Annotated in this window: 22 protein-coding genes and 2 pseudogenes; 12 read left to right on the top strand and 12 right to left on the bottom strand. The window is 71.1% G+C overall.

Annotated elements, in window-relative coordinates; translation table 11 throughout:
* The first annotated feature begins 8 nt into the window (after positions 1–8).
* From recD2 to ACFOY2_RS16975, 3 genes are all read left to right on the top strand, one after another.
* Complete coding sequence (recD2, locus tag ACFOY2_RS16985) at positions 9–2144, top strand: SF1B family DNA helicase RecD2 (RefSeq protein ID WP_379528990.1); 2136 nt, start codon at positions 9–11, stop codon at positions 2142–2144.
* A 106-nt stretch (positions 2145–2250) separates the two neighbouring features.
* A complete protein-coding gene (locus ACFOY2_RS16980) occupies positions 2251–2871 on the top strand; it encodes a hypothetical protein (protein WP_379528989.1) in 621 nt (206 codons plus the stop codon).
* Positions 2872–2885: 14 nt separating this feature from the next.
* A complete protein-coding gene (locus tag ACFOY2_RS16975) occupies positions 2886–3626 on the top strand; it encodes a hypothetical protein (RefSeq protein ID WP_379528988.1) in 741 nt (246 codons plus the stop codon).
* 55 nt (positions 3627–3681) lie between these two features.
* Here ACFOY2_RS16975 and ACFOY2_RS16970 read toward each other — a convergent pair whose 3' ends face one another.
* On the bottom strand, positions 3682–6606 hold the full coding sequence (locus ACFOY2_RS16970) for an FAD-binding and (Fe-S)-binding domain-containing protein (RefSeq protein WP_379528987.1): 2925 nt from the start codon (positions 6604–6606) through the stop codon (positions 3682–3684).
* A 77-nt stretch (positions 6607–6683) separates the two neighbouring features.
* A complete protein-coding gene (locus ACFOY2_RS16965) occupies positions 6684–7871 on the bottom strand; it encodes an MFS transporter (RefSeq protein WP_379528986.1) in 1188 nt (395 codons plus the stop codon).
* Between the two features lie 70 nt (positions 7872–7941).
* Between ACFOY2_RS16965 and ACFOY2_RS16960 the strand changes: the two genes are divergently transcribed.
* From ACFOY2_RS16960 to ACFOY2_RS16950, 3 genes are read left to right on the top strand one after another with little or no spacing between them, the layout of a single operon-like run.
* Complete coding sequence (locus ACFOY2_RS16960) at positions 7942–8955, top strand: ArsR/SmtB family transcription factor (RefSeq protein WP_379528985.1); 1014 nt, start codon at positions 7942–7944, stop codon at positions 8953–8955.
* A 6-nt stretch (positions 8956–8961) separates the two neighbouring features.
* Positions 8962–9858, top strand: coding sequence for an ADP-ribosylglycohydrolase family protein (locus ACFOY2_RS16955; RefSeq protein ID WP_379528984.1), 897 nt, complete (start codon positions 8962–8964; stop codon positions 9856–9858).
* A gap of 22 nt (positions 9859–9880) precedes the next feature.
* Positions 9881–10423: an RNA 2'-phosphotransferase gene (locus ACFOY2_RS16950; protein ID WP_379528983.1), complete on the top strand. Its 543-nt coding sequence runs from the start codon at positions 9881–9883 to the stop codon at positions 10421–10423.
* A 107-nt stretch (positions 10424–10530) separates the two neighbouring features.
* Here the strand turns inward: ACFOY2_RS16950 and ACFOY2_RS16945 are convergent, their stop codons facing one another.
* Entirely contained in the window at positions 10531–11193 is a 663-nt protein-coding gene (locus tag ACFOY2_RS16945; protein ID WP_379528982.1) for a potassium channel family protein, read from the bottom strand.
* Positions 11186–12520 carry a TrkH family potassium uptake protein gene (locus ACFOY2_RS16940; protein ID WP_379528981.1) on the bottom strand — a complete coding sequence of 445 codons (1335 nt, stop codon included), beginning with the start codon at positions 12518–12520 and terminating at the stop codon, positions 11186–11188. Before ACFOY2_RS16940 ends, ACFOY2_RS16945 begins: the two co-directional genes overlap by 8 nt.
* Positions 12521–12792: 272 nt before the next feature.
* Here ACFOY2_RS16940 and ACFOY2_RS16935 point away from each other — a divergent pair, with 272 nt between their 5' ends.
* Complete coding sequence (locus ACFOY2_RS16935; protein ID WP_379528980.1) at positions 12793–13341, top strand: NADAR family protein; 549 nt, start codon at positions 12793–12795, stop codon at positions 13339–13341.
* A gap of 136 nt (positions 13342–13477) precedes the next feature.
* On the opposite strand, the pseudogene ACFOY2_RS16930 reads toward ACFOY2_RS16935, so the two are convergent.
* The 3 genes and pseudogenes from ACFOY2_RS16930 to ACFOY2_RS16920 all read right to left on the bottom strand — a co-directional run.
* Positions 13478–14250: pseudogene (locus ACFOY2_RS16930) on the bottom strand (IS5 family transposase); the annotation flags it as partial.
* 5 nt (positions 14251–14255) lie between these two features.
* On the bottom strand, positions 14256–14588 hold the full coding sequence (locus ACFOY2_RS16925; protein ID WP_379528979.1) for a hypothetical protein: 333 nt from the start codon (positions 14586–14588) through the stop codon (positions 14256–14258).
* A gap of 225 nt (positions 14589–14813) precedes the next feature.
* Positions 14814–15835, bottom strand: a pseudogene (locus ACFOY2_RS16920) (IS5 family transposase).
* A gap of 98 nt (positions 15836–15933) precedes the next feature.
* On the opposite strand from ACFOY2_RS16920, the gene ACFOY2_RS16915 reads away from it, so the two are divergent.
* The 5 genes from ACFOY2_RS16915 (at position 15934) to ACFOY2_RS16895 (ending at position 19998) form a co-directional block, all read left to right on the top strand.
* Positions 15934–16377 (top strand): CBS domain-containing protein, encoded by a 444-nt coding sequence (locus tag ACFOY2_RS16915; protein ID WP_379528978.1) that lies wholly within the window; start codon positions 15934–15936, stop codon positions 16375–16377.
* A gap of 60 nt (positions 16378–16437) precedes the next feature.
* Positions 16438–17049, top strand: coding sequence for a TetR/AcrR family transcriptional regulator (locus tag ACFOY2_RS16910; protein ID WP_379528977.1), 612 nt, complete (start codon positions 16438–16440; stop codon positions 17047–17049).
* 151 nt (positions 17050–17200) lie between these two features.
* Positions 17201–17932 carry an alpha/beta hydrolase family protein gene (locus ACFOY2_RS16905; protein ID WP_379528976.1) on the top strand — a complete coding sequence of 244 codons (732 nt, stop codon included), beginning with the start codon at positions 17201–17203 and terminating at the stop codon, positions 17930–17932.
* A 151-nt stretch (positions 17933–18083) separates the two neighbouring features.
* On the top strand, positions 18084–19517 hold the full coding sequence (locus ACFOY2_RS16900; RefSeq protein ID WP_379528975.1) for an MFS transporter: 1434 nt from the start codon (positions 18084–18086) through the stop codon (positions 19515–19517).
* Positions 19518–19629: 112 nt separating this feature from the next.
* The gene (locus tag ACFOY2_RS16895; RefSeq protein ID WP_379528974.1) at positions 19630–19998 is read left to right on the top strand and encodes an STAS domain-containing protein; all 369 of its coding nucleotides are present in this window, start codon (positions 19630–19632) and stop codon (positions 19996–19998) included.
* Here the strand turns inward: ACFOY2_RS16895 and ACFOY2_RS16890 are convergent.
* Genes ACFOY2_RS16890 through ACFOY2_RS16870 form a run of 5 tightly spaced genes read right to left on the bottom strand, consistent with a single transcriptional unit; the run spans position 19995 to position 24951 of the window.
* The gene (locus tag ACFOY2_RS16890) at positions 19995–20648 is read right to left on the bottom strand and encodes an ABC transporter ATP-binding protein (RefSeq protein ID WP_379528973.1); all 654 of its coding nucleotides are present in this window, start codon (positions 20646–20648) and stop codon (positions 19995–19997) included. The two genes, ACFOY2_RS16895 and ACFOY2_RS16890, sit on opposite strands and share 4 nt — an antisense overlap.
* The gene (locus ACFOY2_RS16885; protein WP_379528972.1) at positions 20641–21570 is read right to left on the bottom strand and encodes an ABC transporter ATP-binding protein; all 930 of its coding nucleotides are present in this window, start codon (positions 21568–21570) and stop codon (positions 20641–20643) included. Before ACFOY2_RS16885 ends, ACFOY2_RS16890 begins: the two co-directional genes overlap by 8 nt.
* A complete protein-coding gene (locus ACFOY2_RS16880; RefSeq protein ID WP_379528971.1) occupies positions 21567–22433 on the bottom strand; it encodes an ABC transporter permease in 867 nt (288 codons plus the stop codon). The genes ACFOY2_RS16885 and ACFOY2_RS16880 overlap by 4 nt, the downstream gene beginning before the upstream one ends.
* Positions 22433–23410: an ABC transporter permease gene (locus tag ACFOY2_RS16875; RefSeq protein WP_379528970.1), complete on the bottom strand. Its 978-nt coding sequence runs from the start codon at positions 23408–23410 to the stop codon at positions 22433–22435. The genes ACFOY2_RS16880 and ACFOY2_RS16875 overlap by 1 nt, the downstream gene beginning before the upstream one ends.
* The gene (locus tag ACFOY2_RS16870; RefSeq protein ID WP_379528969.1) at positions 23407–24951 is read right to left on the bottom strand and encodes an ABC transporter substrate-binding protein; all 1545 of its coding nucleotides are present in this window, start codon (positions 24949–24951) and stop codon (positions 23407–23409) included. Before ACFOY2_RS16870 ends, ACFOY2_RS16875 begins: the two co-directional genes overlap by 4 nt.
* Positions 24952–24991: the final 40 nt, after the last annotated feature.

Below are 24991 nucleotides of genomic sequence, written 5' to 3'. Positions count from 1 at the left end.
TCTCAGGTGTGGAGGCGTCGGTCGAGCAGCTCGTCTACGTCCGCGAGGACGAATACACCGTCGCGCGCATGAGCGCCGACGGCGAGCCCGACTTCGTGGCCACCGGGCGGGCGCTGGCCGGGGTGCAACCGGGCGAGACGCTGCGGCTGACCGGCGAATGGGGCAGGCACCAGCGTTACGGCAGGCGCTTCGCCGTCGGCGGGTGCGAGCGGGTGGCGCCGTCGTCGGTGCGGGCCATCCGCGTCTATCTGGGCTCTGGGCTGATCAGGGGCATCGGGCCGAGGCTGGCGTACGCGATCGTCGACCACTTCGGCGAGGCCACGCTCAAGGTGATCGACAGCGAGCCCGGGCGGCTGACCGAGGTCCTCAACATCGGGCCGCTGCGCCAGGGGCAGATCGTCGAGGCGTGGCGGGAGCAGAAGTCGATCGCCGCGCTGATGGTGACGCTGCAGGGGCTCGGGGTCAGCCCGCTGCTGGCGGCCAAGATCTACCAGGTGTTCGGGCAGGACGCCGACGAGGTGCTCGCGACCGACCCATACCGGCTGATCGGGCGGGTGCGGGGCATCGCGTTCAGGATCGCCGACAAGATCGCGCTGCAGTCGGGGGTGCCGGAGCGCAGCCCGCAGCGGGTCAAGGCGGCGCTGCTCGACCGGCTGGAGGCGGCCGGCAGCCGCGAAGGGCACTGCTTCGTGCCGCTGCCGGCGCTGGTGCGCGAGACGGCGGAGCTGATCGAGCAGGACCCCGATCTCGTCCGTCCGGCGGTCGACGCGCTCATCGCCGACCGCCGGCTGGTCGTGGAGACCGACCCCGCCCAGCCGGGGCGCGAGGTGGCCTACGCAAAGCACGTCCACAGCCGCGAGGTGGCGCTGACGGCCGAGGTCACCCGGCTCATGCGGGCCCCCTCCACCCTGCCCCTGCGCCCCTACCGCGAGGACCCCGGCCTCCACGACGACCAGCGCGCGGCCGTCAACATGGCCCTGACCAGCACCGTCTCGATCCTCACCGGCGGCCCGGGAAGCGGCAAGAGCCACACGGTCAAGGCCATCGCGACCACCGTCAAAGCCGGGGGCGGCACGGTGACGCTCACGGCGCCCACGGGCAAGGCGGCCAAGCGCCTGTCCGAGCTGACCGGCCTGCCGGCGATGACCGTGCACCGCATGCTCGCCCACCAGCCCGACCCCGACCCCGAGACGCTGTTCGACGACGAGAGCCCGGCGCGGGCCGACCTCATCGTGGTCGACGAGGCGTCCATGCTCGATCTCCACCTGGCCACCCGGCTCACCGCCGCCGTGCCGTCGGGCAGCCACCTGCTGTTCATCGGCGACAGCGACCAGCTCCCCAGCATCGGCCCCGGCGACGTGCTGGCCGACCTGCTGCGCGTCATGACCGTCCCGAGGGTCCAGCTCACCCACGTCTTCCGTCAGGCCGACGGCAGCGGCATCGTCGAGGCCGCCCACCTCATCCGCGCCGGCCGCATGCCGATGACGCCCGGCGGGGGCGGGTTCTGGTTCGAGGAGCTCGACGACCCCGAGCAGGTCGCGCGACGGGTCGCCCACCTGGCCATGGTCGCCATCCCGCGCAAGCAGAACGTCGAGCCGGGCCAGGTGCAGGTGCTGTGCCCGATGCGCAAGGGCGAGACGGGCGCCACCGCGCTCGGGCGGCTGATCCAGGACCAGCTCAACCCGGCCGCCGACGACAAGGCCGAGCACTGGTCGGGGGCCACGGTGTTCCGGGTGGGCGACCGCGTGATGCCCATCCGCAACAACTACGACAAAGGCGTCTTCAACGGCGAGACCGGCACGGTGACGGCGGTCGTCCGCGAGGAGCGCGCGGTCGAGATCCGCACCGACGACGGCAAGAGTGTCAATTACGGCTTCGACGAGCTCGACGACCTGACGCACGCCTACGCGATCAGCGTGCACCGCTCGCAGGGCAGCGAGTACCCGTTCGTGGTCGCGCCGATCGTGGCGGAGTCCGGCGGGATCATGCTGCGGCGCAAGCTGCTGTACACGCTGGTGACCCGGGCCAAGGCGTGGGTGGTGCTGGTGGGGCAGCGGGAGGCGCTGGAGCTGGCGGTCCACCGGCTGGGCCGCCGCCGCAACACCGGCCTCGCCCGCCGCCTGGAGCTGAGCCTGGAGTCCTGAGTGGACTGTGCGTCAATTAGTGGCCATCGACGGCCAACGACATGACCGGGGGCGCACGGGCACAGTTGTGGTGCGCGTCCGACTTCGATCATGGAGGAACCCCGCGTTGCGCAGAACATTACGCCGATTCGGCGGGATCGCCACGGCCCTGACCCTGATGGGGCTCATCAGCCTGCCCGCCGCCGCCGCGCCGATCACCGACAACATGTACCCGACGATCAACACCACGTGGAACTGCCCGAGCAGCGCCGCGTTGGTGAGGGCCGGCTTCTGCCAGACCGACAACCGTACGGTCACCTACTACTACAACACCTCCGGCCTCTCGGCCGAGGCGAAGTCGCGGATCAACGTGGCCGCCGGCCGGTTCAACTCGACCGATCTCAACTTCAGCTACAAGTCCACGGTCGTGTGGTCCGGCAGCGGCGAGACCGACATCGTCTACTTCCAGGGCAGCATCCCCAGTGGATACGTGGGCTTCGCGTGGTGCAACGACCGGGTCGACTCCAAACCCTACGCCTGTGACCAGCACTACGTGCGGTTCAAGTCGTCCACGCCGCCCAAGAGCACCGTCTGTCACGAGACAGGGCACGCCGTGGGCCTGACGCACGGCAAGAACGCCTACCGCCCGCTGGACAACTCCGATTCGAGGCTGGGCTGCATGACCACGCCATCGGCCTCGGAGCACCTGGGCGCGCAGAACGTCGACATGATCAACGCCACGTACTAGGGAAGGTGCGGCACATGCGAGCGTGGAAGAGCCTGCTGGCAGCGGCGGCCGCGGTGGTGGTCGTCGGAGCGGGCGCCTATTTCTCGGCGGTCTCGGCCGGGAGCCACCCGGCGGCTTCGGCCGCGAGCGCGGGCGAGGAGGTGACGATCGCGCACGGTGACTCCATCCTGCCGTCCGTCCTGCCCGTCGATTGGGCGAGCTACGCCGACCACGTGGCCGAGGTGAAGCTGGTCTCCGAGCAGGAGATCCCGGCCTCCGCCGAGGAGGTGCAGGCCGGGGAGGGGTACATCGGGCGGTCCGGCACCCTGGCGATCCAGCGGGTGCTGTGGAGCCGGGAGGGTTCGGCGCCGTTGCCGTCCTCCGTGACCATGGAGCTGGCGGGCTGGCAGTTCAGCGGCTCGGAACGGGGGCGGATCGCCCCCGACGACAGCTCCCGGATCGAGAGCGGGCACACCTACCTGATGGCGCTGTCCCACTACAGCACCGGCTGGGGACCGCTGGGCCCCGGAGGGACGCTGCCCTACGACGAGGGCGTGATCGGGCAGGGCGAGTCGCAGGGCACGGCCCGCACTCTCGACGCCGCCAGGGCCGCCGCATCGGAGGACGACGACTCGATGGCGGCGCGGGTGGTCGGACAGCCCGCCGACGCCCTGGTCGCGCTGCTCAAGGCGACGGCGCCCGATCCGAAGGCGGCCGAGCATCGCGACCTGCCCGCGGACGAACGCTGGGAGCAGGTGAACGGGCCCGTCGAGTAGTCCTGGCCCGCCCTTCCCTCACGACCCGCACCGCCGGGCCCGCGCGGGCGGGTCATCATGCCTGTGGGTGGAGGGCCGTGTCGAGGAGTTCGGCGAGGTGGCGGGCGCGGCGGCCGGTGTGGGCGGCGGCGATCTGGGTGCGGCAGGAGAAGCCGTCCGCCAGGATCGCCTCGTCCGGCCCGGCCGCCCGTACGGCGGGCCAGAGCGCTTCTTCGGCGCAGGCGACGGAGACGTCGTAGTGGCCGCGTTCAAAACCGAAATTTCCGGCCTGGCCGCAGCAGCCGGAATCGAGCACCGACGTACGGATCCCGAACCGGTCGAGCACAGCCCGGTCGGCGTCGTAGCCCATGATGGCGCTCTGGTGGCAGTGCACCTGCGCCACCGCCTGCCCGCCCGCCGAACCCGGACGCCAGTCGCCCGCCCGCGTCTGGAGCAGCTCGGCCAGCGTCAGCGTCCGCTCGGAGACCAGTCGCGTGTCGGGCGTGTTGAGCAGTTCGGGCCCGTCTGAGCGGAAGACGGCCGTGCAGCTCGGCTCCAGCCCCACCACCGGCACCCCCGCCTCGGCCCACGGCCGCAGCGCCCGCACGCTGCGGGCCAGCACGCGCCGCGCGATCCCGAGTTGCCCCGTGGAGATCCACGTCAGACCGCAGCACAACGTCACCGGCGGCACCCGCACCTCGAATCCCGCCGCCTCCAGGACCCGCACCGCGGCCTGCCCGATGTGCGGGTCGAAGCTGTTGGTGAACGTGTCGGCCCACAACACCACCCGTCCCCGCGTGCCCGGCCCCTCGGGCACCCGCCGGTTGAACCAGTCGATGAACCTCTGCCCCGCGAACTTGGGCAGCTCCCTTTCCTTGGCCACCCCCGCGACGGCCTTGACCAGCCGTGACAGCCCGGGGGCCCGGGTCAGGGCGTTCACCGCGCCGGGCGCGCCGGAGGCCAGGGCCGCCCAGAGCGGCAGCCAGCCCATCGAGTAGTGGGCGCGCGGACGGAGCCTGAGCCGGTAGTGGTGGGCCAGGAACTCGGCCTTGTAGGTGGCCATGTCCACGTTCACCGGGCACTCCGACTTGCAGCCCTTGCAGGCCAGGCAGAGGTCGAGCGCCTCGTGGACGGCCCGCGAGCGCCAGCCGTCGGTGATGAGGTCGCCGCGTACCATCTCCTCCAGCAGCCGGGCGCGCCCGCGTGTGGAGTGCTTCTCCTCGCGGGTCACCCGGTAGCTGGGGCACATCACGCCACCCTCGAAGGTGTGTTTGCGGCATTGGCCGGTGCCGACGCAGCGGGCGGCGGCGTGGCCGAAACGTCCGTGGTCGTCGGGGTAGTCGAAGTACTTGCGCGCGGGCTCCAGAGGGTAGAAGTGCCGCTGGGCCAGGTTTTCGTCGAGGCGGCGCGGGTGGACGACCTTGCCGGGGTTCATCCGGTTCCTGGGGTCGAAGACGGCCTTGAAGCGGCCGAACGCCTCGACGATCTCCTGGCCGAACATCCTCGGCAGCAGCTCGGCCAGCGCCTGGCCGTCGCCGTGCTCGCCGGACAGCGAGCCGCCGTAGGAGGCGACCAGGTCGGCGGCCTCCTCGGCGAACGCCCGATATTTCGCGATCCCGTCGTCGGTGTGCAGGTCGATCGGGAGCCGCCCGTGCACGCAGCCCTGGCCGAAGTGCCCGTACAGGGCGGAGTCGGCGTAGCCGTGGCGGCGCAGCAACTGCTCGTAGTCACGCAGGTACGCGCCCAGCCGCTCGGGCGGGACGGCCGCGTCCGACCACCCCTCGTAGGTCTGCCGCCCCGTCGGCGGGTACGCCTCGACGCCCAGCCCCGACTCCCGCAGCCGCCACAGCCGGTCCTCCTCGGCCTGGTTGCCGAGGAAGCAGTGGGTGACGTGCGGGCCCATGTCGCGCATCAGCTCCTCGGCCCGCTCGCCCGCCTGCTCGGGCGTGTCGCCGCCGAACTGCACCAGCAGCCACCCCGCCCCGGCGGGCAGGTCGCGCAGCGCGAGATCGCCGCGCCGTTCCTCGCTCGCCAGCCGGTACAGGGTCTCGTCCATGGCCTCCAGCGCGAGCGGCCGGTGCCCGGCCACCTGGGGGACGGCGTCGGCGGCCTTGAAGATGTCCTCGAACCCCAGCACCGCCACCGCCCTGGCGGCCGGCTTGGGGACCACGGCCAGCTCGGCGCGGAGCACGGTCACCAGGGTGCCCTCGCTGCCGACGAGGGCGCGGGCCAGGTTGAAGCCGTTCTCGGGCAGGAGCTGGTCGAGGTTGTAGCCGGACACGCGCCGCTCCAGCTTGGGGAAACGGGTGCGGACCAGCTCCATGGTCTCGTCGCGCAGTTCGCGCAGCCGCCGGTAGATCTCGGCGAGCCGCCCGCCCGCCGCCTGGATGCGCGCGTACTCCTCCTCGTTCGTGGGCCCCACCCACGCGCGCACGCCGTCGTAGGTGAGGATCTCCAGGCGCAGCACCGAGTCGGCCATCTTCCCGTACGCCTGCGCGGAGGCCCCGCACGAGTCGTTGCCGATCATGCCGCCGATCGTGCAGGCCGGATGGCTGGACGGCTGGGGCCCGACCATGAGCCCGTCGGCCGCCAGCACGTGGTTGACCGCGTCGAGCACGGCCCCGGCCTGCACCGTGACGCGGCGGCGGGCCACGTCCACCGACTCGACCCGGTTGCAGTGCTTCGTCCAGTCGATCACCAGGGCCGTGTTGCAGCACTGCCCGGCCAGGCTGGTGCCGCCGCCGCGCGAGAGCACCGGCACGTCGCGGGAGCGGCACACCGCGACCGCCGCCGCCCCGGCCTCCAGCGTGCGCGGCACCACGACGCCGATCGGGACCTGCCGGTAGTTGGAGGCGTCGCGCGCGTAGAGGCCGCGGCTGCCGTCGTCGAAGCGCACCTCGCCGTCGACGGCCTCTTCCAGACGGCGGCGCAGGGTGTCGACGTCGATCTCGCGAGGCGGCGCGGGCATGCGGCGGGCGGGTGCTTCGACCAGGCTGTCCATGTTGCGCACCTACCCAGGGGCGCACCAACCGGATGCCAAGCCTCGTTCTAATCTCCGAGGAGATCGGCGTGGCCGGTTCACAACCGCGACCTTCCACGGACGCGCGGACGCGCCGCGCCACCCGGGACGCCGAGCGCGAGGGTGAGCGCGGCGGAGGCCACGGCGAGCACGCCCATCGCCGTCGCGGGCGTCAGGTACTCGGCCAGGGCGCCGGCGAGGGCCGCGGCCAGGCCCTGCGTGGTGATCATGCCGGAGGAGTGCAGGCCGAGCGCGTGCCCGCTCAGCTCCGTGGGGGTCAGCGCCATGAGGCGCTCCTGGAGGAGCAGGGTGGCGGCGTAGCCGACGGAGGCGACCGCGATGGCCGCCGCCGCGACGGGCACGCCCTGGCCCAGGGCGACGATCACATACGGGGCCGCGAGCAGCAGGTACAGGGGCGCCACGAGGCGTAACCGCCAGGCAGGAGGCAGGAACCGTCCGGCCAGGATGTCACCGGCCAGCATGCCGGAGGCCGCGCAGGCGAAGAGCAGGCCCGCGTGTTCTGGAGCGTAGGGGATGAACAGCGACTCGCAGCCCACGATCAGGCCGTTCGGGAGCCAGAGTGCCAGGTAGACGCGGCGGCGGGGCCGCTCCGACCACAGCAGCGCGTTGTTCCGCCATGTCTGGGCCGGTGAGGGCCTGCCGGTGGCGCGGGGCCCGCGGCCGGTGAGTCCCAGGGCGGCGACGGCGGCGGTGAGCGCGTACAGGGCGGCCGCCGCGAGTAGCGTGCCGCGCGGCGACAGGACGTGGACGAGCCCGCCGCCGATCGCGAAGCCGGCGATCTGCACGACGCCCGAGGCCATGTTGAGCGCGGAGCGGCCGAGCAGGTACCCCTCGGCCGTCAGGAGCTCGTTGAGCAGCCCGTAGCGGACGCCGCCGCCCAGGCAGGCGAACACCCCTTGCCCCAGGACGACGGCGAGCACCGCCCAGACCGGCAGCCCGGGGACCGCCAGGACGGCGGTGCCGAACCCGGCCAGCAGCGCCAGCCCGGCCAGGCTCGCGCGCGGCGGCAGCCGGTCGGCCGCCGACAGCAGTGTCATCGCGCCGGCCACCTGGCCGAGCGCCGGTCCGAACATGGCCAGCCCCGACAGCAGTGGCGAGCCCGTCGCGGCGAAGACGAGGGTGCCCAGGGCCAGCCCGCCGACCGTCTGGGCGGCCACCTGCCCGGCCGAGGCCAGGAAGAGCGGCGTGAACTCCGGAGCCCCGAACAGCTCCCGATAGGTGCGCATGAGCCTGGAGTCTCGGCGTCGGGGCGGCGTTGGCGTTAATGTTTCGCGGGGAGGCGAAAGCATTCGGCTGGTGGGCGGTCAACGGTTTCACGGGAAGGCGACGGCATTGGGCTGGTGGCAGATCAACGCGGACACGCTCGCGGGCAGCCGCTTCGTGCTCTCGCCGCTGGCCGAGGCCGTCGCGACGCTGAAGACGCTGGAGCGGGGCACGGCGGCGCATCCGGGCGAGCGCGCCTGGCTGGAGGCCCACCTGCCGTCCTACCGGGCGCGGCTGGCGGCCGACCCGATCACGGCGCTCCTCGTCCGCTCCGCGCTGCGGCCCACCTGGAACGCCACCTTCCTCACCCCCACGCCTGCCGGCGACGGCGAGCCCTCCTTCGAGGACGAACTGGCCCACGTCCGCCACACGCCGCCTGAGGTGGCCCGCGACGACTTGGCGGAGTCGCTCGGCGGCCCGCTCCCGGCCCCGCTCAACCGCTCCGACCTGCCCGGACGCCTGGCCGAGCTGTTGGAGTGGGTGTGGCGGGAGTCGGTGCTGCCGTACTGGGAGCGGCGGCGGCGCGTCATCGAGGCGGACGCCGTCGCCCGCACGGCGCGGCTCGGCCGGGGCGGCTGGGCCGCCGCGCTGGACGGGCTGCGGCCGGGAATGCGCTGGCTCGGGGACGGGCGGCTGCGGGTCCACGCCGACGACCACCCGCCTCGGGAGCTGTCGGGGGCGCGGTTGCTGTTCGTGCCGGTCACGCCGCGCCAGACCTGGGTGTCGTGGGACGGCTCGCTCCGGTCGGCGGTGGTGTACCCGTGCTCGGGGACGCTGGCGGACATCGGGAGCGGGGCGCCGGAGGCGCTGGGGCGGTTGCTGGGGCCCGCGCGGGCGGGCGTGCTGGTGCTGCTGGACGCGCCGAAGAGCACGACGCAACTCGTGGCGCTCACCGGCCAGGGGCTGGGGTCCGTGGGGCGGCATCTGAAGGTGCTGCTGGAGGCGAACCTGGTAGGCCGCAGGCGGGCCGGGCGATCGGTGCTCTACTACCGGACGGAGGCGGGGGACGTACTGGTGCGGGCCCAGTCACCATATGTGCCACAATGACGCGAAATGTCAGCCGATTCTTTGATACAGGCAACTGCTTCCCTTTACGGCCTCCTCGTGGGCGACGCGCTCGGCTCCCAGTTCTTCGTCCCCGCCAACCGCCAGGCACTCTCCGACCGCACGCTCCCACCGGGGCCGTGGCAGTGGACCGACGACACCGAGATGGCCTGCTCGATCTACCGCGTCCTGGTCGACACCGGTCAGGTCGATCAGAACCTGCTGGCGCGCAGCTTCGCCGAGCGCCACGACTTCGACCGCGGCTACGGGCCCGCGACCAACCGCATGCTCCGCCTCGTACGCGAGGGCGGGAACTGGCGGGAACTGGCGTCCGGGCTGTTCGACGGCAAGGGCTCATGGGGGAACGGCGCGGCGATGCGGGTGGCGCCGGTGGGCGCCTGGTTCGCCTACAACCTGCCCAGGACGGCGGCGCAGGCCCGGCTGTCGGCCGAGGTCACGCACACGCATCCGGAGGCGGCGGCGGGCGCGATCGCGGTGGCCGTCGCGACCGCGGTCAACTCCTCGGGGTCCGTGCCGAGTCCGGGGCGCTTCATCGACCAGGTCCTGGACCACACGCCGCGCGGCATGGTACGCGACGGCATCGTCCAGGCCCGGCGCCTGCTGACGATCGGCGATCCGGTCACGGCTGCCCGCGTGCTCGGCAACGGCCGGGCCGTCTCGGCCCATGACACGGTCCCGTTCACCATCTGGGCGGCGGCCCGCAACCTGGACGACTACGCGACGGCCTTCTGGACCACCGCGGCGGCGGGCGGGGACATCGATACGACCTGCGCCATCGTCGGCGGGATCGTCGGCGTCCGGGCCGCGCCGCCGGCCGCGTGGCTGCGTTCGTGCGAGCCGCCGGCGGCGTGGGCGAACGTGCCGGAACCGGGGAAAACGGATTGACCGGCGCGGGACCATGGACGTGATGGACGAACGACGCATGGTGCGCATCTCGAAGTACCTGGCCAAACATCTGCGGCACAATCCGCAGCGCATCGGCATCACCCTCGACGCAGGCGGCTGGGTGCCCGTCGATGTGCTGCTGCGGGCGACTGCCGAGCACGGGTTCCCGATCACGGCCGAGGAACTGCGGGAGGTCGTCGCGGCCAACGACAAGCGCAGGTACGCGGTCGAGGACGGGCGGATCCGGGCCAGCCAGGGGCATTCCGTCCCGGTCGAGCTGGGGCTGCCCGCGCTGGAGCCGCCTGAGGTGCTCTACCACGGCACGATCGGGCGGTTCGTGGCGGCGATCAAGAAGGAGGGGCTGCGGCCGATGAACCGGCACCACGTGCACCTGTCGCCCGATCGGGAGACGGCCATGCGGGTGGGGGCCCGGCGGGGCGTTCCCGTGGTGCTGGTGGTGGCGGCGGGGACGATGCACGGTGACGGGCATCCGTTCCGGCGCAGCGACAACGGGGTGTGGCTGGCCGATCTCGTTCCGCCCGCCTACCTGCGCTTCCCGACCTGACCGGCCGCCTGCCTGCGTTCCGGGAACGGCTCCGCCTTCAGGGACGGCCCGGCTCCCAAGACGGCCGCACCCTCAAGGACGGCCCGGCTCGCGAGACGGCCCCGCGCTCAGGGGAGTTCGGAGAAGCGTTCGACCTCCTCGGTGCGGCCGGAGACGAGGATGATGTCGCCGTAGGACAGCTCGGTATCGGCCGTGGCGTAGGTGAACTCCTCACCGGGCGGTTTGACGGCCACGATGGTGACGCCGTACTTGCGGCGCAGGTTGGACGTGCCGAGCGGGACGCCGACGTACTCCTTGGGCGGGCTGGTCTTGGCCAGCGCGAAGTTCTCGTCGACCTGCATGTAGTCGAGCATGCGCCCGCTCACCAGGTGGGCGACCCGCTCGCCCATGTCGTGTTCGGGGAAGACGACGTGGTGGGCGCCGATGCGGCTCAGGATGCGGCCGTGCTGGGTGCTGATCGCCTTGGCCCAGATGTCGTTGACCTCCAGCTCGACCAGCAGCGACGTGGTCAGGATGCTGGCCTCGATGTCGCTGCCGACGGCGACCACCGCCTGGTAGAAGTCGGGCACGCCGAGCTGGCGCAGCGCCTCCATGTCGGTGGCGTCCGCGGTGGCGATCTGCGTGATCTGCCCGGACAGCCCCTGGGTGATCTTGGGCCGGTGGTCGATGGCGAGGACCTCGGTGCCGCGCCGGACGAGCTCCAGGGCCAGCGACGTGCCGAACCGGCCCAGGCCGATGACCACTACGGGGGGACTCTTGTGCTCAGCCAACGGGGACTCGCTCCTCGGGTAGCTCGTAGTGGCGGGTGCGCCGGTTGAGCGCCAGCGCGGACCCCAGGGTGAGCGGGCCGATCCTGCCGATGAACATCAGCACCGCCAGCAGCAGGTGACCGGCCGTGCCCAGGCTCGCGGTGATGCCGGTGGACAGCCCCGCCGTGCCGAAGGCCGCGATCACTTCGAACAGCACCTGGTCCAGGCTGTGCGGGGTGATCGTGAGCAGCACGTACGTGGAGATCGCGACGAGCACGACCCCCAGCGTGGTGATCGTGACGGCCTGGCGCTGGGTGGCGTCGGGGAGCCTGCGGTGGCCGACGTTGACCCGGCTCTCGCCGCGCATCTCCGCCCACACGACGAAGGCCAGCAGGCCGAGCGTCGTGACCTTGAGCCCGCCCGCGGTGCCCGCGCTGCCCCCGCCGATGAACATCAGCAGGTCCATGGCCAGCCAGCTCGACGGCTCCATCTGGGCGATGTCGAGGGTGTTGAACCCGGCCGAGCGTGGCATGACCGCGGCGAAGAACGCGGCCAGCAGCTTGCCCGGGTCGTCGAGGGCGCCCAGCGTGGCCGGATTGCGCCATTCGGTCATCAGGAAGACCATGGTGCCCAGGCCCAGCAGCGTGACGGACACGCCCACGGTGATGCGGGTCAGCACGGTCCACTTGCGCGGGTGCCGCCAGGTTCGGGCCAGCTCGAACACCACGGGGAAGCCGAGCCCGCCGACGATGACGGCGATGGCGATCGTCAGGCAGATCCACGGGTCGGTGACGAACCGCATGAGGTTGTCGGGCCACAGCGCGAAGCCCGCGTTGTTGAAGGCCGTGACCGAGTGGAAGGCACCCAGGTAGACGGCGCGGCCGAACGGCTCGCCGTAGCCGATCATGAAGCGCGCGGCCAGCACGACGGCGGCGATGGCCTCGCACACGAGGCTGAACAGCACGACCTTCCGTACGACGCGGCGAACGTCGCTCATGCTCAGCGTCTTGGTCTCGACCTGGGCCGCGATCCGGGCCCGCAGCCCCAGCCGTCCGGCGACGAGCAGGGTGAACACGGTGGCCATCGTCATGATCCCCAGGCCGCCTACCTGGACCAGCCCGGCGATCACCACCTCGCCGAACATCGACCAGTGGGAGGCGGTGTCGACCAGCACCAGCCCGGTCACGCAGACCGCCGAGGTCGCCGTGAACAGCGCGACCACCCAGTCGGCCGACTGGCGGTCGGTAGTGGCGATCGGGAGCATGAGCAGAAGGGTGCCGATCATCACGGCGAGGAAGAACCCGGCGGCCACGATTTGGGCGGGATGCCGGAACGACGGCACGCTCATGGCCGGACTTCGCCCCTCAGATTTTGCATTTCGGGTCACACATCGAAGAACGCCTCCGCGAAGAACTCCAGCCGACAACCCCTGCCGACCCGACTTCCCGGCGCACCGCGCACTACGGTAACAGCCCTCGGGAACGCCAGCGAAACTACGGGCCCTTGACGCGACAACCATGCGCCCTTACGCGTTCTTGACGTTTCGCGCCTGATCAGAGTTCCCGTCAGGCCAGGGCGCGGAAGAACTCGGGCGGGCCGCCGATGTGGCAACGTAAGGGCATGCTTCCCATGACCGTCGAAGAGGCCATAACTGCGGAATCATCCGGGCATTCCCTGAAATATCTCTATTTCTGGGGACATCAGCCTTCCCGCGACGGCAGCGTCGGGCCCGGATGCCTGAGCCAGTGGTGGCCGGTCTCGTTCACCGAGGACGGGCACACCTTCGCCTCGGCCGAGCACTACATGATGGCGCACAAGGCGTGGCTGTTCGGGGACGAGGAGAACGCCGGCAAGATCCTCGCCGCCGGGCATCCGGGCGAGGCCAAGAAACTGGGACGAACGGTGCGGGCGTTCGACGAGGCGACATGGGAGGCCCGCCGCTTCGACATCGTGGTACGGGGAAGCGTGGCCAAGTTCGGGCAGCACGCGGATCTGCGAACGTTCCTGCTCGAAACCGGCAGGCGGGTGCTCGTCGAGGCCAGCCCACAGGACCGGGTCTGGGGCATCGGCCTGACGGCCTCCGACGAGCGCGCCGCCTCACCGGCGACCTGGCAGGGGCTGAACCTGCTCGGCTTCGCCCTGATGGCCGCCCGCGACCTCCTCCGGTAAGTCGTCACCGCCTCCCGGCTGAGCGACATCCGCCACGCTTTCCCCCGCACCGCGACGAAGCCCACCAAAAGCAGGAATCTCAAAGATCGACAAGGGGAGAACTAGGGCCTGTATGGAGTTCGGATCTCTAGGCCGGTCAGAGGCTTCGCATCCATAAGACGGCTCCGCGTAGGTGCAGGCCAGCCACATAGCTTTCGGGTGTCTTATCGAACCGGAGGGCCAGACCGCGCCACTCCTTCATCCGGTTGATGCAGCGTTCGGCCGTGTTGCGCTGCTTGTAGAGATCGAGATTATGAGTGACCGGCCGGCCGCCGTGGGATCCGCGCTTCTTACGGTTGGCCGCTTGGTCTGCCTTCTCGGGGATGACCGCCTTGATCCGGCGTCGGCGCAGGTAGACGCGGTTTCCGCGGGAGGAGTAGGCCTTGTCGGCGCCGGCCACCGCGTCCGGCCGGGTGCGCGGACGGCCGATGGGCAGACGGATCTTGATGCGCTCCAGCACAGCGCGGAACTGCGGGCTGTCTCCGGCCTGGCCGACAGTCAGGATGAAAGACAGCAGACGGCATCGATGGTCGGCCGCCAGATGCACTTTGCTGGTCAGGCCGCCCCGCGAACGGCCCAGTTTGGCCGCCTTCAGCCGGAACCGGTGCCGGTGTCGTAGCTGCCTTCGTCCGTCGCCGTCGCGGGCGTTTTGCCCCTTTGGCGTAGCCCCTTTTCCTGCATGGCGGCTTCTTCCAGCGCGGCGCTCAGCTCACCGTCCAAGACCATCCCGGCGGCATGATGGTGGGCGCGGGCGGTGGTGGAGTCGACGCTGACCAGGTCGAGGCTGGCCTGCCCACGAGCTGTGGCCTCGGCGATCATCGCCTGCATCAGGTGCTCAAACACGCCGGCCAGCGCCCAGGAGCGGAACCGATCGTTCAGGAACCCGCGGCAGGTGAGTTGTTCGCGTTCGGCGGCCGATCACAGTACACCATCACATGCACCCAGGTGTTCAACCACATAGGCACGCAGGTTATCGCCATGGCGTCGGCATCCCACCAGGCCGCATTCAGCAGTCGCTGCATTCCCAGCGGATTGCTGCTGGTGCAGATCTGACCACTGGCGATCTCCGCCTGTAGACTCGCGCCATGAGCACACCCGATAGCGTGCGTCACTGGGACTATTGCTTCGACTTCAATGATGACGACATCGGTGGGTTTGTGACGGGCCAGTTCCTGCTGCGGGCCGATGGCGTCCTGCTTCGCCGTCACGGCGGCTCCAGCACCCGCAAGAACCTCACCACGTGGACCTACGGCCTGTGGGAGCCAGTCGAGAACTGGCCGGGAGAGACGAGTCCTCAACGCGCCGCAGGCATGCTCCGTGCAAGAGGCTATGACCTCTTCGAACCGGAGGTGCCAGCCGAGGTGTCGTCGACGGAACCCCTTCCTGGCTTTTTGGGGCACGCTCGTCCTGCTCGGGATTAGCCCTGCTGGGCACTAGAGCCTGTGTGGGGTTCGGATCTCTAGGCTGGTTGGAGGCCTTCGGATCCATAAGACGGCTCCGCGTAGGTGCAGGCTGGCCAGATAGCTGTCAGGCGTCTTGTCGAACCGGAAGGCCGGCCCGCGCCACTCCTTCATCCGGTTGATGCAGCGTTCGGCCGTGTTGCGCTGCTTGTAGAGATCGGGATCATGGGTGACCGGCCGGCCGCCGCGAGAACCGCGTTTCTTGCGGTTGGCCGCCTGGTCGGCCTTCTCCGGGATGACCGCCTTGATCCGGCGTCGGCGCAGGTAGACACGGTTTCCGCGGGAGGAGTAGGCCTTGTCGGCGGCCACCGCGTCCGGCCTGGTGCGCGGACGGCCGATCGGCAGGCGGATCTTGATGCGCTCCAGCACGGCGCGGAACTGCGGGCTGTCTCCGGCCTGACCGGCCGTCAGGACGAGCGACAGCGGACGGCATCGACCATCGACCGACAGATGCACCTTGCTGGTCAGGCCGCCTCGCGAGCGGCCCAGTTTGGCCGCCTTCAGCCGGAACCGGTGCCGGCGTCGTAGCTGCCGTCGTGCGTTTCCCTCGCCGCCGTCCCCGTCGCCGTCGGGATCGCTGTTGCGGGCGTTTTGCCCCTTTGGCATAGCCCCTTTTCCTGTATGGCGGCTTCTTCCAGCGCGGCGCTCAGTTCGCCGTCCAAGACCATTCCGGCGGCATGATGGTGGGCGCGGGCGGTGGTGGAGTCGATGCTGACCAGGTCGAGGTCGGCCTGCCCACGAGCTGCGGTCTCAGCGATCATCGCCTGCATCAGCTGCTCGAACACGCCGTTCAGCGCCTAGGAGCGGAACCGATCGTAGACGCTGGACCATGGCCCGTACTCGATCGGCAAGTCCCGCCACGGGCTGCCGGTACGAAAACCGCCACATCACCGCGTTGAACAGCCTCGCAGATCCGGGATCGGGCCCCGCTCACCCAGCGGCAAGTGAGGCTCGATCAAGGACCATTCCTCGTCAGTGAGGTCTCCGCGCGCCATGCCCGATGGCCTACCAGGACCCTCGGCCATACCGCAGGCAATCCCTCTGATCTCAACTCCGTACAGGCCCTAGGTAGGCTGTCGGTCGGAGGCCACTGATGCGCGCACGCGATCTCGCCGTCGAGTTCCCGACGGTCACCCTGGACACCCCGGCCCTGGAGGCCGCCAGGCTGCTCGCCGAGCGCGACCTGCCCGGCCTCATCCTGCTCGACGACAAGGGCCGGCCGCTCAGCATCCTGCCGGGCACCCAGGTGCTGCGCCTGGCCGTGCCGCGCTACTGCCAGGACGACCCCGCGCTCGCCCGGGTCGTGGACGAGGCGCACGCCGACCTGTTCCTGCGCCAACTCGGGGGCAGGACCGTCCGCGAATGCCTGCCGGAACAGCCGCGCCAGCTGCCGGTGACCGACCTGGACGCCACCGTGCTCGAACTGGCCGCGTTGATGGCCAGAACGCGGAGCCCGCTGGTGGCGGTGATGGACAACAGACGCCTGATCGGCGCGGTCACCCTGCAGTCGCTGCTCGATCACGTCCTGGAGTTGTAGCCCGCCAGGGGACCTGTCCGCCCGTCGAGTCGCCGGCCCGCCGCGTCGTAAGGTGGTCGCATGGCCAAGACCGCGGCTCGACAGCCCGTACCCGCCCGGCGCGCGGACGCCGAGCGCAACATCGCCGCGATCCTGGAGGCGGGCACCCGGCTGCTGGGCGCCGACCCCGCCGCCAGCGTGGCCGACGTCGCCAAGGCCGCCGGGGTGGGCCGGGTGACGCTGTATGGGCACTTCCCGTCGCGGGAGGCGCTGGTGGACGCCGTTCTCGATCACGCGGTGGGCCTGGCGGACGCGGCGCTGCAGGACGAGTCCCTCGACACCGCACCGGCGCGGGAGGCCATGGCGGGGCTGCTCCGCACGTCCTGGGAGGTCCTCGACCGGCACCGGCGGCTGTTCGTGGCCGCCGACCGGGTGCTGGCCACCGAACGCATCAGGGAACACCACGATCGGCCGTTGCGCCGGGTGCGGCGGCTGATCGAACGGGGGCAGCGTGAAGGGGCCTTCCGCACCGATCTGCCGCTGCCGTGGCTGGTCACCACGTTCTTCTCCATCATCCACAGCGCCGCCCAGGAACGGGAGGCCGGCCGTCTGGCGGCCACGGACGTCGAACGCGTCCTGGTCGAGACGATGTTGTCCCTGCTCTCTCGGGCCGAGACCACCGCACCGAGCTGATCTCCCTGGCTGTGTGATACGTTCGGGCGTCGCCGTGCATGGCCGCGAACTGAGGAGGTGAGACCGATCAACGTTGTGACAGGTCGGGGCTCCCTGCCTCGCATGGTCTAGGGAGCGCCCGCAGAAGGCCTCCCGAAAGGCGTGAAACGCTGTGCGCTTCACCTCCCGGACGTCGTTGAACGGCGTCACCGAACAACAATTCACCCTCGGCGAGATACCCGGCGTGTTGTGGACTCCGGAAGACGCCGTCGGAGCTCGTCCCCTGATCCTGATGGGCCACGGCGGCGGGCAGCACAAGAAGACTCCGGGCATCGTGGCCCGCGCGCATCGCTTCGTCACCGAGGGCGGTTTCGCGGTGGTCGCGGTCGATGCGCCCAACCACGGAGACCGGCCGAAATCCGAGGAGTTCGCGCGGGTCGCGGCCGAGTTGCGGGCCGCCCTCCTCGCGGGTGGGGACAACTCCACCCAGCTCGCCACCATGCACACATTCCTCGCCGGCCAAACCGTCCCGGAATGGCAGGCGGTCGTGACCGCGGTTCAGGAACTCGACGTCGTCGGCGTCGGCCCGATGGGCTACTGGGGCATGTCGATGGGCTGCGGGCTCGGCGCCCCCTTCGTCGCGGCGGAGCCCCGGGTCCGCGCCGCGGTGCTGGGCCTGCACGGTGTACACGGGCTGGCCGAGACCGCCGCCCGGGTCACCGTCCCGGTGCGGTTCCTGCTCCAGTGGGACGACGACAAGGTGCCGCGGGTCCATGGCCTGGCGCTGTTCGACGCTCTGGCCTCGGCTGACAAGACGCTGCACGCCAACCCCGGCAAGCATGGGGAGATCCCCGAGTTCGAGACCGGCAGCTCGCTGCGTTTCTTCACCCGGCACCTCGGATAGGGCACATTCACGACGCGCCGGTCGGGCCTGGTTCCCGGCCGGCGCGTTCGCGTGAGGCTTCGCGCCCGACGGTCTCGTGTTCATGACGTGACACCCTACCGGCGTACGGTGTGTTAACTTGAACATCAATGTTCGAGTTAGGAGTTTATCGATGACTTCCCCTATCGGGCACGCCCCACCCCGGACCGGCGCCACCGGCGGCGGCTGGGGTGTGCTGGTGCTGCTCTGCCTGGCCCAGTTCATGCTGATCATCGACATCACCGTCGTCCAGGTGGCCCTGCCGACCATCGGCGACGACCTCGGCCTCGGGCGTGAGGCGCTGACCTGGGTCGTGACCACCTACACCCTCTGCTTCGGCGGCCTCATGGTGCTCGGCGGACGGCTGGCCGACGCCTTCGGCGCGCGGGGCACGCTGCTCGCCGGCCTGGCCGTGTTCACGGCGGCGTCGCTGGTCTGCGGGCTGGCCGGCAGCGGCGCGATGCTGATCGCCGGGCGCGGGGCGCAGGGCGTGGGCGCGGCGCTGCTGTCGCCCTCGGCCCTCGCCGTCATCACCACCGCCTTCCACGGCGAACGACGCGGGCGGGCGCTGGGCGTCTGGGCCGCCATCGGCGGGACGGGGGCGGCCCTGGGCGTGCTGCTCGGCGGCCTGCTGACCGAGGGGCCCGGGTGGACGTGGGTGTTCTTCGTCAACGTCCCGATCGGGCTGCTGGTGCTGGCCGCGGTGCCCGCCCTCGTCCCCTCGGTCCCCGGCCGGCGGGAACGGGTCGACGTGCCTGGCGCGCTGGTCGTCACGGTGGCGACGGCGCTGCTGATCTACGGGCTGGTGACGGCGGGCGAGGCCGGGTGGGGCGCGGCGGGCACGCTGCTGCCGCTCGCCGGCGCGGTGGTGCTGTACGCGCTGTTCGTGGTGATCCAGCGGTCGGTACGCTCGCCGCTGATGCGCGCCGAGACGCTGGCCCGCCGCCCCGTGCTCTCGGGGACGTTCGTGATGCTGCTGGCGACCGGGCTGATGCTGAGCCTGTTCTTCCTCAGCTCGCTCTACCTGCAGCACGTGCTGGGGTTCAGCGCTCTGCGGACCGGGCTGATGTTCCTGCCCGTGGCGGTGGCGATCACGATCGGGGCGCACCTCGGCGGGCACCTCATCGGCAAGGTCGGCGGGCGGCCCGTGGCGGTGGTGGCGTTCGTGCTGACGGCGGCGGGGGCGGCCTTGATGACGCGCATCTCCCCCGACGCCGACGCCTACACCACGCTCCTGCCCGGATTCGTGCTGGCGGCGCTGGGCATCGGGCCCGCGTTCGTGACGGCCACCACGACGACCATGGCGAACATCCCTCCCGGCGAGAACGGCGTCGCCTCCGGCGTCATCAACACCTTCCACGAGCTCGGCGGCTCGATCGGCGTCGCCGTCGTGTCGACGGTGGCGGCGGCGAGCCTCGTGCCGGGTTCGGCGGCGGGCGTGAGCGGTTTCGTCTCGGGGCTGACGGTGTGCGCCGTGGCGGCGGGCGTCGCGGCCGTCGTCTCGTCGGTGCTGGTACCGCCGGGCAAGCCGGCCGGGGCGTTCGTCGGCCACGGCCACGGTCACTGAGCGACACCCCATCGAGATATCTCGCGGGTGAAATCGGGATATCGCTGACGACTCCGGCGGTCTATTCTTCATTGATGGTCACGTTCGCCGGGCAAAAGCGGAGAAGTCGTTGATGTCGCCTTTAACGCTGTCGCACCAGCGACTTCCCGGGGTGACCGTGATCGCCGTGTGCGGCGAGATGGACGCCACCAACCGCGGAGAGTTCGAGGCGTACGTCGCGAAGGCGCGGTCGTCGCCGGGCGAACGGCTCGTGTTCGACCTGTCACGGGTGCCGTTCATGGACAGTTCGGGGCTGCACGTGCTGCTGACCTGCACCACCGACCGGCTTCGGCACGGCGGCGCGGTCCATCTCGCCTCCGCGCAGCCCTTGCCCACTCGCCTTTTTGAGATAACGGGTGTGTCGAACCATGTGCCGGTGCATGACAGCGTGGAAGATGCGATAACCGCCGCGCGCGCCTCTGCGCCGGAACGCTCCTTTTAGCCGGCAATTTCCGTCGGCCGGGGTTGCCATTCCTGAACGTTCCCGCCCGACCAGCGGTCGAGCAGCTCGGCGTCGTGGCTGATGGCCAGCACCCCCGCGCCCGTACGCTCCCGATAGGCCTCGATCCGGGCGACGAGGTGAGCCTGGGTCGAGGCGTCGAGCATGGTGGTCATCTCATCGCAGATCAGGTACCGGGGTTCGAGCGCCAGCGCCCGCGCCACGCACGCCCGCTGGAGCTGGCCGTCCGACACCTCGTGCGGCCGCCGGACGAACAACTCGGGCGTCAGCCCCAGCTCCTCGGCCAGCCTGGTCGCCCGCTCCAGCGGCCGCCGGGCGGCGCGCAGCGGCTCGGTGATCACGTCGAGCAAGGTGAAACGAGGGTCGACGGCCAGCCGGGGCTGCTGGAAGATCAGCCCGATGGACGTGCGTTGCGGCGCGCGGTGCCGCCAGCGCGTCACCGCCCGCCCGTCGATGCCGACCGTGCCCGCCGACGGCCGCAGGAGCAGGGCGAGGACGCGGGCCAGCGTGGACTTGCCGCACCCGCTGGGCCCGGCCAGGCCGACGACCTCACCGGGCCGTACGGACAGGCTCACCCCGTCGAGCACCCGGTGCCGGCCGAAAGCGACGGTGACGCCGGTGGCCTCAAGCATGGTGACACGCCACCCTCTCGGCCGTCGCCGCCGCCCCCGCGCGACGCCATGGCGGCCGTTCGTCGCACGCCCGCGTCGCCCATGAGCAGCGCGGCAGGAACGCGCAGCCGTCGGGCAGTCGGGTGAGCTCGGGCGGCCGGCCGGGGATCGGCACGAACCGGCGTGATGGCAACGCGTCGAGCAGCCCTTTCGCGTACGGGTGCCGGGGCCCGGCGAAGAACGTCCCCGCCTCTGAGAGCTCCACGATGCGGCTGGCGTACATGACGGCGATGTCGTCGGCCACCCGCTCGGCGGCGCGCAGGTCGTGCGTGATGATCAGCACCGTCCTGCCCTCGTCGCACAGGCGGCGCAGTTCGGCCATGGTCGCCTCCACCAGGGGGCGGTCGAGGCCGGTGGTGGGTTCGTCGGCCAGGATCAGCGGCGGGTCCCCTGCCAGGGCCAGGGCGTTGGCGACGCGCTGGGCCATGCCGCCGGAGAGCTGGTGCGGGTAGCGGTCCAGGTCCTGCGGGCGCAGCCCGGCCCGTTCCGCGAGCTCCTCCGGTGTTTCCGCACGGCCGAGCTCGCGCAGCGTCTCGGCGAGCTGGGCGCGGGCCGTGCGCACCGGGGTGAGATGGGCGGCCGGGCTCTGCGGGACGAGCCCGACCATCCGGCCCCGTACCTGCCTGGCCAGCACCTTCTCCGTGGCCGCGACCAGGTCGATGGCGTCGTCGGAATCCCCCAGCCAGGCGTGCCCGCTCACCGTCGCGTTGCCGGGCAGCAGGCCGAGCAGCGCGTGCGCCATCACCGACTTGCCGCACCCCGACTCCCCCACCACGGCCAGGCAGCGCCCGGCCCGCAGCTCGAAGCGGGCGTCCGTGACCGCGTGCACCACCGCCCCCGGTATGTGGAAGCGCACCGACAGCCCGTCCAGGCGCAGGTTCACAGGACCAGCTCCGATCTCCAGCGCGGATTCGCGCGATCGCGTACGTACTGGGCGACCCCCGACACCGCCAGCGTCGGCAGCAGGATCAGCAGCCCGGGGAAGAGGCTGGACCACCAGTCGCCGGCGAGCAGCGACCGCTGGCCATCGTTGATCATGTTGCCGAGCGAGGCCAGGTGGGCGGGCAGGCCGAGCCCGAGGAAGCTGAGCGCGGTCTCGTGCCAGATCGCGTGCGGGACCATCAGCACGGTCGCCAGCAGGAGTTGCGGCGCCAGGTTGGGCAGGAAGTGCCGGACCACGATCCGGGACCTGCTCGACCCGCCGGAGATGGCGGCGTCCACGAACGGCCTGCCCCGCAACGACAGCACCTCGGAGCGGACGATGCGGGCGGCGCTCGTCCAGTGGGTGACGGCCACGGAGACGACCACCGCCGTGGCGCTGGGCGCGAACAGGGCCACGATGAAGATGCCGAACAGCAGGTGCGGCAGCGAGTTGAACCCGTCCACGACCCGCATCAGCAGCCGGTCGGCGATCCCGCCCACGGCTCCCGCGACGAGCCCGATCAGGCCGCCGACGGTCACGCCTGCCACCGCCGCCACCAGGCCGATCAGGAGCGAGACGCGCAGCCCGTAGATCGAGCGGACGAGCACGTCCCGGCCGACCTCGTCGGTGCCGAACGGGTGGGCGGGCGACGGCGGCAGGCCGGCCGCGCGCAGGTCCACCAGTTGCTGGTCGAGCTGGACGATCAGCGGCACCAGCACCACGGCCGCCACCAGGACGGCGAGCGTGGCGAAGGCGAGCCGGTAGCGTCCGGGTCCGCGAGCCTGGCGCACCGATCCCGTGCTCTGCGTCGTCGCGGATTCCATCAGCTCACCCCGAGCACGCGCACGCGCGGATCGGCCACCGTGTACGCCAGATCCGCCACCAGGTTGCCCACCACCACCGCGACGGTCGCCAGCAGCGTGAGCGCCGCCAGCAGCGGGAAGTCCACCGCCAGCGCCGCCTTGATCGTGGTCCCGGCCACGCCTGGCCACGAGAAGACGCTCTCGACCAGGATGGCCCCGGTCACCAGCTCGGGCACCCGCGCCCCCATGATCGTGATGAACGGCAACAACGCCGACCGCAGCGCGTGCCGCACCAGCACGGTGCGCTCGCGCAGCCCCCGGGCCCGCGCCCCCGTCACGAAGTCCTCCCGAAGCACGCCGATGACCGACTCCCGCACGAACAGCAGCAGCCACGACGACTGCGAGATCGCCAGCACCGCGGCGGGCAGCACCAGGTGCCGCGCCAGGTCGGGCAGCGTCACCGTGGCGGAGGCGGCGTCGGTGAGCCCTCCTGCGGGCAGCCAGCCCAGCGTCACGGAGAACACCCAGATGGCCAGCAGCCCCACCCAGAAGACGGGCGCGGCCTCGTTGGTGAACGCCGTGCCGGTGATGAGCCGGTCCACCCACGAGTCGCGCCGCCAGGCGGCCAGCGTGCCGAGGACGAGCCCGGCCGCCAGCATCACCGCCAGCGCGCAGGCGACGACCAGCAGCGTCCAGCCCAGCCGCTCGCCGATCACCTGGGCGACCGGCAGCCGCAGCGAACGGGACTCGCCGAGGTCGCCGGTGAGCAGGTTGCCGAGCCAGGTCGCGTACTGCTGGACGAGCGGTTCGTCCAGGCCCCAGTTCGCCCTGATCTCGGCGACGATCTCGGGGCTGGTGACCATGGCGCGTTCGCCCAGGTACTGCCGTACGGGGTCGAACGGGGACGCCTTGGCCAGCGCGAACATCCCGAACGTCACCGCCAGCAGCAGCGGCACGGCGAACGCCAGCCGCCACGCCACGATGCGCGCCCAGGTCACGAGGCGGGCTTCCAGTTCACGATCGTGCCGAGCAGGCCGCCGGTGACGTGCTCGTGTCCTTCGACGCCGACGGTGATGCCGGTCCACTCGCCACGGACGACGTAGGTGTGCTTGAGGTAAACCAGGTACAGCCAGACGGCGTCGTCGCTGATGCGCTGCTGCGCCTCGTCGTAGGCGCGCTTGCGGGCGGCCTGGTCGGAGGTGCGGCGGCCGGTCTCGAAGAGGCGGTCCACCTCGGGGTTGTCGTAGCGGCCCGGGTTGAAGTAGCCCTGGCCGGCGAAGGAGGAGTGGAACAGCTCGTAGTTGGTGTAGTCGGGGTCGTACGGGGCGCCGAAGCCCATGATCAGCGCGTCCTTGGACAGCCGCTGGTCGATGGCGTCCCAGTCGAGCCCGGCGAGCCGCACGTCGATGCCGACCTGCTTGGCGTCGGAGGCCACGGCGAGGGCGAGTTCCTTGCGCAGCGAGTCGCCTGCCGGGTACATGAGTGTGAACCGGGCGGCGGTGCCGTCCTTGGCCCTGATGCCGTCCGTCCCGGCCTTCCATCCGGCCTGCTCCAGCGTGGCCACGGCTTTGGCGCGGTCGGGCGAGCCCGATCCGGTCACGGCCGGGTTGTGCCAGTCGGTGCCGGGCGCGACAGGGCCGAACGCGGGGCTGCCCGCGCCGGCCAGGATGGCCGACACCATGGCGGAGCGGTCCACGGCCAGGCTGAGCGCCTTGCGGATGGCCAGGTCGCCGGTGACGGGCTGGTCCATGGGGAACATGACGCCCCTGTAGTCGGCGGTGGGCACCTCGTGGACGGTCATGCCCTGCTGGTTCCTGAACCGGGCGACCGCCTTGGGCGGCAGTTCGGTGGCGGTGAACTCGCCGGCCGCCATCCGGGTGGCCCGCGCGTTGTCGTCGGCGGTGTAGGCGAGCACCAGGTTCTTGACCGCGGGCGCCTGTCCCCAGTAGCGGTCGTTGGCCTTGAACGTGATCTTGTCGCCCTTGGCCCACGACACGAACGTGTACGGGCCGGTGCCGACGGGGTCGGCGGACAGGCCGGAGCTCTCGGGGACGATCCCGAGCGTGGTGCGCTGCAGGATGGGCGCGTAGGGGTAGGCCAGGTGGAAGACGACCGTGCGGGCGTCGGGCGCGGTGACCTTCTCGATGGCCGCGTAGTCGCCCCTGAGCGGGGAGTTGTTGGCGGGCTTCAGCACCTGCTCGTAGGTGTAGACGACGTCGGCGCTGGTCAGTGCCTTGCCGTTGTGGAAGGTGACGCCCTGGCGGAGGGTGAAGCGCACCTCCTGGCCCTTCGCCTCCGGCAGCGACTCGGCCAGCGCGGGCTGGAGCTTCAGGTCGGGAGTACGGCGCACGAGCCCGTCGAACATCAGCGAGCCCCCGTCCGGCGCGTAGCCGAGCACGGGGTTGAGCGAGTCGGGCTCCGGGCCCAACCCCAACACGGCCGTGTCGTCCCTCGCCGGGGCGGCTGTGGGCTCCGACGGAGCCGAGCACGCGCTGAGCATTAGGACGAACACCCCGAACAGTGCGAATCTTCGCCTCATGCAGGTGACCTTAAAGCGGATCTATTGGTTATTGCAACCT

The sequence above is a fragment of the Nonomuraea purpurea genome (assembly GCF_042650645.1).
Taxonomy (GTDB): Bacteria; Actinomycetota; Actinomycetes; order Streptosporangiales; family Streptosporangiaceae; genus Nonomuraea; species Nonomuraea purpurea.
This window is presented reverse-complemented; position numbering and strand designations above follow the sequence as displayed.